Annotated in this window: 5 protein-coding genes; all 5 read left to right on the top strand. The window is 69.8% G+C overall.

What is annotated here, in order from left to right; all coding sequences use genetic code 11:
- The first annotated feature begins 505 nt into the window (after positions 1–505).
- Entirely contained in the window at positions 506–1,510 is a 1,005-nt protein-coding gene (gene gap, locus RIN75_RS43825) for a type I glyceraldehyde-3-phosphate dehydrogenase (protein ID WP_309118027.1), read from the top strand.
- A 16-nt stretch (positions 1,511–1,526) separates the two neighbouring features.
- On the top strand, positions 1,527–2,690 hold the full coding sequence (locus RIN75_RS43820) for a phosphoglycerate kinase (RefSeq protein WP_309118026.1): 1,164 nt from the start codon (positions 1,527–1,529) through the stop codon (positions 2,688–2,690).
- On the top strand, positions 2,690–3,478 hold the full coding sequence (gene tpiA, locus RIN75_RS43815) for a triose-phosphate isomerase (protein ID WP_309118025.1): 789 nt from the start codon (positions 2,690–2,692) through the stop codon (positions 3,476–3,478). The genes RIN75_RS43820 and tpiA overlap by 1 nt, the downstream gene beginning before the upstream one ends.
- Positions 3,479–3,568: 90 nt before the next feature.
- Positions 3,569–3,802, top strand: coding sequence for a preprotein translocase subunit SecG (secG, locus tag RIN75_RS43810; protein WP_309118024.1), 234 nt, complete (start codon positions 3,569–3,571; stop codon positions 3,800–3,802).
- Positions 3,803–3,839: 37 nt separating this feature from the next.
- Positions 3,840–4,184: an RNA polymerase-binding protein RbpA gene (locus RIN75_RS43805; RefSeq protein WP_121227993.1), complete on the top strand. Its 345-nt coding sequence runs from the start codon at positions 3,840–3,842 to the stop codon at positions 4,182–4,184.
- The last annotated feature ends 274 nt before the right edge of the window (positions 4,185–4,458 follow it).

Below are 4,458 nucleotides of genomic sequence, written 5' to 3'. Positions count from 1 at the left end.
CGCTGATCTGCCTGGCCCGACGACGCTGCGACGTCCTATTCGCCATGCTCCGCACCAAAACCCACTACCGACACCCCAAGCCCACCCCCACCCCGACTGCGGCTTGACAACCACATAGGGACACCCCCCCGAGTGGGGCCAGGGTAGGGCCGCTGGGTGCGCGCTGCGTTCGACGGGTGTGCGCAACGGGTCGACTTGCGGTCGCGCCGTGGTATTGCGACCGTCGGGTGATGGTCGTCGGGTCGGGTGTTCACGCGATCGTCACGGCGCGGGGCCGGGTCGGTGAACGGAAGGTGCCGCCATTGCGCAAGACGATTGCGGGAAAGGTCACGCACGGTCGCGGTTACTGAACCGTAGCACTGGATTTTCTTGCTCGATAAAGAGATCCTGGTGGTCCACGTGACCAGCAGCGCAGTGCGGGGGCTAGGCTGGCTCGCGGCTGCTCGAAACAGTCAATCCGCACGCCCACTGGCACATCGCCAGTCGAGTATCGAGGAGACTCACCGTGACGGTTCGCGTAGGTGTCAACGGTTTCGGCCGCATCGGTCGCAACTTCTGGCGCGCCGTTCAGGCCGGCGGGCACGACATCGAGATCGTCGCCTTCAACGACCTCGGTGACGTCAACACGATGGCGCACCTGCTGAAGTACGACAGCATCCTCGGTCGTCTCCCGTACGACGTGAAGGTCACCGACGAGGGCATCGAGGTCGACGGCAAGACCATCAAGGCGCTGGCCGAGCGCGACCCGGGCAAGCTGCCCTGGAAGGACCTCGGCGTGGACGTCGTGGTCGAGTCGACCGGCTTCTTCACCGACGCCACGGTCGCGCGCAAGCACGTCGACGAGGGCGGCGCGAAGAAGGTCATCATCTCGGCCCCGGCCAAGAACGAGGACCTGACCGTCGTCCTGGGCGCCAACGACAGCCAGTACGACGGCTCGCAGACGGTCATCTCGAACGCCTCCTGCACCACCAACTGCCTCGCCCCGCTGGCCAAGGTGCTGCACGACGCGTTCACCATCGAGCGCGGTCTGATGACCACGATCCACGCGTACACCCAGGACCAGAACCTCCAGGACGCGCCGCACAAGGACCTGCGCCGCGCCCGGGCCGCCGCCCTGAACATCGTGCCCACCAGCACCGGCGCCGCGAAGGCGATCGGCCTGGTCCTGCCCGAGCTGAACGGCAAGCTGGACGGCTACGCGCTGCGCGTGCCGACCCCCACCGGCTCGGCCACCGACCTCACCGTGACCGTCGGCCGCGAGACCACCGTGGACGAGGTCAACGCCGCCTACAAGGCCGCGGCGGAGGGCGCCCTCAAGGGCTACCTGCGCTACAACGAGGACCCGATCGTGTCGACCGACATCGTCACCGACCCGGCGTCCTGCATCTACGACGCGCCGCTGACCAAGGTCATCGGCAACCAGATCAAGGTCGTCGGCTGGTACGACAACGAGTGGGGCTACTCCAACCGCCTCGCCGACCTGGTCAACCTGGTCGCCTCCAAGCTCTGACCCGAAGGCGACACCGGTGAAGACTCTCAGCGACCTGATCGCCGAGGGTGTGTCGGGTCGGCGCGTCCTGGTGCGCGCCGACCTGAACGTCCCCCTCGACGGCGACAAGATCACCGACGACGGCCGCGTCCGCGCGTCGGTGCCCACCCTCAAGGCGCTCGTCGACGGGGGCGCGCGCGTCCTCGTCGCGGCGCACCTGGGCCGGCCCAAGGGCGAGCCCGACCCGAAGTTCTCCCTGGCCCCGGTCGCGGTGCGGCTCGGCGAGCTGCTCGGCCAGACCGTCGAGCTGGGCACCGAGGCCGGCGCGGACGGCACCGTGACCCTGCTGGAGAACATCCGCTTCGACCCGCGCGAGACCAGCAAGGTCGACGCGGAGCGCGAGGCGTTCGCGGACGAGCTGGCGGCCAAGGCGGACGCGTTCGTGTCCGACGGCTTCGGCGTCGTGCACCGCAAGCAGGCGTCGGTCTACGACGTGGCCAAGAAGCTCCCGCACTACGCGGGCGGCCTGGTGCTGGCCGAGGTCGAGGTGCTCCACAAGCTCACCGAAGACCTCCAGCGCCCGTACGTGGTCGTCCTGGGCGGCGCGAAGGTGTCCGACAAGCTCGGCGTCATCGCGAACCTGCTCACCAAGGTCGACCGGCTGCTCATCGGCGGCGGCATGGCCTACACGTTCCTCAAGGCCCAGGGCCACGAGGTCGGCGGCTCGCTGCTCCAGGAGGACCAGCTGGAGCAGGTCTCCGGCTTCCTCGCCGAGGCCGGGAAGCGCGGTGTCGAGCTGGTGCTCCCGGTGGACGTGCTGGCCGCGACCCACTTCGCCGCCGACGCCGAGTTCGAGGTCGTCAAGACCGACGCCATCCCGGCGGACCGGCAGGGCCTGGACATCGGCCCGGAGACGCGCGAGCTGTTCGCGGCGAAGCTGGCCGACGCCAAGACCGTGTTCTGGAACGGCCCGATGGGCGTGTTCGAGTTCGAGGCGTTCGCCGGCGGCACCCGTGCCGTCGCGGAAGCGCTGGTCAAGAGCGAGGCGTTCACCGTGGTCGGCGGCGGCGACTCGGCCGCGGCCGTGCGCGCGCTGGGCCTGCCCGAGGACGGCTTCTCGCACATCTCCACCGGTGGTGGGGCATCCCTTGAGTTCCTCGAAGGCAAGGAACTCCCCGGCGTGTCGGTCTTGGAGGACTGATGGCAGCCCGTCAGCCGCTCATCGCCGGCAACTGGAAGATGAACCTCAACCACCTCGAAGCGATCGCCCTGGTGCAGAAGATCGCCTTCGCGCTGCCGGAGAAGTACTTCGCGAAGGTCGAGGTGGCGGTGCTGCCGCCGTTCGTCGACATCCGGTCCATCCAGACCCTCGTCGACGGCGACAAGCTGCTGCTCAAGTACGGCGCGCAGGACCTGTCCCCGCACGACTCGGGCGCCTACACCGGCGACGTGTCCGGCCCGATGCTGGCCAAGCTGGGCTGCTCCTACGTCACCGTGGGCCACTCCGAGCGCCGCGAGTACCACCACGAGGACGACGACCTGGTCAACCGCAAGGTCAAGGCCGCGCTCAAGCACGGCGTCACGCCGATCTTCTGCCTGGGCGAGCAGCTGCCGGTGCGCGAGGCGGGCAACCACGTCCAGCACTGCACCGACCAGCTGGTGGCGGGGCTCAAGGGCCTGTCCGCCGACCAGGTGAAGGACGTCGTCGTCGCGTACGAGCCGGTGTGGGCCATCGGCACCGGCAAGGTCGCCTCGTCCGCCGACGCGCAGGAGGTGTGCGCGGCCCTGCGGGCCAAGCTCGCCGAGCTGCACGGCGAGGACGTGGCGTCGGCCGTTCGGGTGCTTTACGGCGGTTCGGTCAAGTCGGGCAACATCGGCGAACTGGTCGCGCAGAAGGACATCGACGGCGCCCTCGTGGGCGGTGCGAGCCTGGACGCGGACGAGTTCACCAAGCTCTGCGCCCTGGCGGCCGGCGGCCCACTACCCTGAGTCTCGAACATCCCCAAACCACCGCGGTGGTCCACGGTCGGCAGTTGACCGGGTACTCTGTGGCGTCACCTGCCTGACAGCGAGGAAGAAATGATCCTGTTCCTTCAGATCCTGTTGATCGTCTCCAGCGTGCTGCTCATCCTGCTGGTGCTGCTGCACCGCGGTCGCGGCGGCGGTCTGTCCTCGTTGTTCGGCGGCGGTATGCAGTCGAGCCTGTCCGGGTCGAGCGTGGTGGAGAAGAACCTGGACCGCCTGACGCTGTTCGTCGGCGCGATCTGGCTGATCGCCATCATCGGCATCGGGCTGCTGCTCAAGGTCAACTGACTACAGGGAAACCACAGTGGTGGGGGTGTGAGGGTCGATGGCTGGTGGTAACGCGATTCGCGGTACCCGCGTCGGCGCAGGCCCGATGGGCGAATCGGAGCGCGGCGAGTCCGCGCCCCGGCGCCGGGTGTCGTACTGGTGCGCCAACGGGCACGAGTCGCGTCCGTCGTTCGCGGTCGAAGCGGAGATCCCGGAGAACTGGGACTGCCCCCGGTGCGGTCTGCCGGCGGGTCGGGACGAGCAGGCCCCGCCTGCTCCTCCGCGCAACGAGCCGTACAAGACGCACTTGGCGTACGTGAAGGAGCGCCGCTCCGACGCGGACGGCGAGGCGATCCTCGAAGAGGCGCTCACCAAGCTGCGCAAGCAGCGGGAAGAGCCCTAGCAGGTACCGGCACGACGGCCCCCGGCGGACTTCACGGTCCACCGGGGGCCTTCGTCGTGCCCGCGGCCGGGCCGGGCGGGCTCGTGGTGGGGCTGGGCGGGCGCGGCCCCGCGTGGTTCGGCCCGGCGCGGCCCCGCGTGGTTCGGCCCGGCCCCGGGCGGCTCGGCCGGCGTGGTCCGGTGCGGCGTGGCTCGGCCGGGGTGGCTCGGCGGGGCGGGGCGTTGCGCGGCCCCGCCCCGCCGGCCCAGCCCAGCCGGCCCAGCCCAGCCGGCCC

Origin of the sequence: Saccharothrix sp. (genome assembly GCF_031180885.1) — a bacterium.
Taxonomy (GTDB): domain Bacteria; phylum Actinomycetota; class Actinomycetes; order Mycobacteriales; family Pseudonocardiaceae; genus Actinosynnema.
This window is presented reverse-complemented; position numbering and strand designations above follow the sequence as displayed.